General features: G+C 67.6%; 4 protein-coding genes. All 4 read right to left on the bottom strand.

All coding sequences use genetic code 11. From position 1 onward, the window contains the following. The coding region (locus VLF18_RS16780) for a hypothetical protein (protein ID WP_325280776.1) at window positions 1-1,144 on the bottom strand (1,144 nt) is incomplete at its 3' end. A gap of 15 nt (window positions 1,145-1,159) precedes the next feature. Next, on the bottom strand, window positions 1,160-1,714 hold the full coding sequence (locus VLF18_RS16775; RefSeq protein ID WP_325280775.1) for a hypothetical protein: 555 nt from the start codon (window positions 1,712-1,714) through the stop codon (window positions 1,160-1,162). 146 nt (window positions 1,715-1,860) lie between these two features. Further along, complete coding sequence (locus tag VLF18_RS16770; protein WP_325280774.1) at window positions 1,861-2,559, bottom strand: response regulator transcription factor; 699 nt, start codon at window positions 2,557-2,559, stop codon at window positions 1,861-1,863. Window positions 2,560-2,601: 42 nt separating this feature from the next. Beyond that, a complete protein-coding gene (locus VLF18_RS16765; protein ID WP_325280773.1) occupies window positions 2,602-2,805 on the bottom strand; it encodes a dodecin family protein in 204 nt (67 codons plus the stop codon). Window positions 2,806-2,956: the final 151 nt, after the last annotated feature.

The following is a 2,956-nucleotide window of genomic DNA, read 5'->3' as shown; positions in this document are numbered from 1 at the left end:
GCCGCAGCCGCATCAGCACGATCGCATCGTCGGTCGACAGGAAGCCGCGCAGCGACAGGTCGATCTCGACCTCGGCCGGCAGCATGTCACGCAGCGCGATCGATGGCGGATCGGCATCGCCGTCGATGAGACCGACGACGCGGACGCTGCGCCAGCGGCGGCCCTCGATGCGATCCAGATGCAGGCCCGGCCAGTCCGACAGGCGGTGTTCGATATCGGCGATGCGCTGCTGCCAGGTCCACTCGCGCCACTGCCAGAAACCGATGCCGGCGAGAACGAACAGCGCCAACGTGACGAGCGGCCAGCGTCGCGGCGTGGTCCCGGACGACAGTTGCAGCTGCGCCTGCGCGTCGATGCGTTCCAGATGCAGCCCGTCCCGCAGCGCGGCATCGTCGGACGCGCCTTCGTCGAAGCGCTGATGGATGCGTTCGAGATGCTGTCTCAGGACCAGCCGGAGTTCGGTCGGCGGGGTGCCGCGCAGGAACGCCGCCAGGTTCGCGCGCGGTCCCTGCAGCACCCAGACGACGTATTCGCCGACGCTGGCCGAATCGAGGCTGCCGCTGTCGCCGGCGCCGACCGAATCGCGCACGAAGTCGCCGATCGCGGTCAGCATGCCGGCGATCGCGTCGGCGTCGAGATCGGGCAGTTCCGGCGCCGACACGCGCGCGAGCACGAGGCCGTTGTCGCGGTCGATGACGAACAGATGGTCGGTGCGATAGCGCAGCGAATGCCGCAGCACCACCTGCGCATACGGGATACCGGTGCGCCAGGATTCCAGGCGCCAGCGCAGGCCGCGCGGCGTGAAGCTCGATTCGAGCGCGCGGTTGAAGTTCTCGGTGAAGTCGCGCAGCGCCTCGGCGATGGCCTTGCGGATCGCCGGTCCGATGACCGGAAACAAAACGTCGACGATGCGCTGGCGCTGCGATTCGACGGCTTCGCCGAGCGCGTCGGCGACCGGCGTGGCCAGCGCGCGGGCGAGGCGCCGGCGCCCGTCGCCGCGCTGCGCGCGCACGAGCAGGTCGGGCAGTTGCCGCGGCAGTTCGGCGTGGCGCGATTCGAGCGCGGCGACGCGTTCGGCATGCGAATTGAGCTCGGCCAGCTCCTCGCCGAGTATCAGTTGCTTGAGGCGCTGATGTTCGCCCACGGCGGGCCCGTGCGGTCAGGCCGCGCCGGGGAGATCGAAATCGCCCTTGAGACGCAGCGCCACTTCGGTCAGGAGCGCCGCGAGGTCTTCGCGGCCGACCTTCTCGCCGCGCAGTTCGTCGCGCGAACGCGTCAGCGACTGGTTCAGGCGGACGTTGTGTTCCTTCAGCGCCGCGTCGACCTCGGCGAGCGCGGCACGCAGCCGTTCTTCGGCCGCGGAAAGATCGTGATTGAGCGTATCGACCGCGGTCGCGAGTTCGCTGCGCTGCGCGCGTGCGCTCTGCAGCAGCCGCGATTCGATCTCGTCGGTTGCCGCGGTGCGGTCGGCGGTTTCCTGGCGCAGCGCGCGGCCGAGCTTTTCGAGCTGTTCGTCGAGGCGCTTGTCGAGCTGCGCGAAACGCCGCTCCTGCTCCTGGCGCAGCGCGTCGAAGTCGGCCTCGATGCGTTCGTTGAGTTCCTGGAAGCGGCGCTCGTAGTCGCGCATCTGGCCGCCGAACAGGATGTCGCGGATCTGGTCGACGTTGCGGTCCGCGCCGTTGGCATCGGCTGCGGCGGATTTCTTGTCGCTCACTGGCTTCTCCGTCGGCGCCGGGGCTGGCGGCGCTCGATCACGGGATGGCGCGGCGCGCTTGGCGCTGCGGGATTTCGGGGCAACCTGCTGACGCTTGCTGGACATGGCCGTGCCCTCCACGAAGCGCCGCACGTCCGGCGGCGGCCTCAGGCCTGTTCGAGACGGTAGCCGTGCTGGTAGACCGCCGTGAGGCGCCAGCCGTGTTCGCCGCCGAGTTCGAGCTTCTTGCGCAGCCGGCTCACGTGCGTGTCGACGGTACGCGTCGACACCTGCGCGCTCATGTTCCAGACGTTCTCGAGCAGCGCGTCGCGGCTGACGATGCGGCCCTGGCGCCGGAACAGATACGTGGCGAGGTCGAATTCGCGCTGGGTCAATTCGATGTCGCGGCCTTCGATCGCGACGCGCCGGCGCATGAGGTCGATGTGGTACGGCGGCACGGTCAGATCGGTGCTCGCTTCCGAATCCACGCCGCGCCGGCGCAGCACGGCGGCGACGCGGGCGAGGAGTTCGGCCTGTTTCGGGGGCTTGACGACGTAGTCGTCGCCACCGCTCTCGAGTCCCTTGACGATGTCCTCGTCGAGCGAACGGGCGGTCAGGAAGATCACCGGGAGCTCGGCATTCGCGGAATTGCGGATCCAGGCCAGGACGTCGAGACCGGTTGCGTCGGGCAGCATCCAGTCGAGCAGCAGCAGGTCGACCGCTTCGATGCCGAGGCGGCGGCGGAATTCGTTCGCGCTGCGAAAAACGCGCGGCGTGTACCCGGCGCGTTCGAGCCATAGGGAAATCAGCTCGGCCTGATCGGCGTCATCCTCGAGAAAGCCGATGACCACTTCATGCTTGCTCATGCAACGGCTTCCTGCGCAAGCCTCCGGCCCATTCGCCGCTCCTTATTCGACTACGAAGTTCACGCGCATGTTCACTCGCCATTCCCTGACCCGGCCATCGTCGTCGGTGACGACTTTGATCTCGTTGATCCAGGCGCCCTTGAGGTTTTTCACCGTCGTGGCGACCTTCAGCAATCCGGACTGCACCGCATCGTCGATGCCCTTGCTCGATGCCGAACTGACCTCGATGACCTTCGCAATCGACATGGCAACTCCCTATTCTGTGCCGCATGCGGCGTTTGAATGGAAATTTATGTACGTGCGGGTGCGAGTGTAGCAGCATGCACAGACGCTGCCACCGCGGCTGTAGTAGCCGCAATTGGCGCAATGCAACATGACGTTGCGGCGCGAGCGGCGG

Origin of the sequence: Tahibacter sp., assembly GCF_035481375.1 — a bacterium.
GTDB lineage: Bacteria > Pseudomonadota > Gammaproteobacteria > Xanthomonadales > Rhodanobacteraceae > Tahibacter.
This window is presented reverse-complemented; position numbering and strand designations above follow the sequence as displayed.

Coding starts and splice junctions, on each gene's coding strand:
- VLF18_RS16765 (WP_325280773.1), bottom strand. CDS start 2,805: ATGTCGATTGCGAAGGTCATCGAGGTCAGTTCGGCATCGAGCAAGGGC.
- VLF18_RS16770 (WP_325280774.1), bottom strand. CDS start 2,559: ATGAGCAAGCATGAAGTGGTCATCGGCTTTCTCGAGGATGACGCCGAT.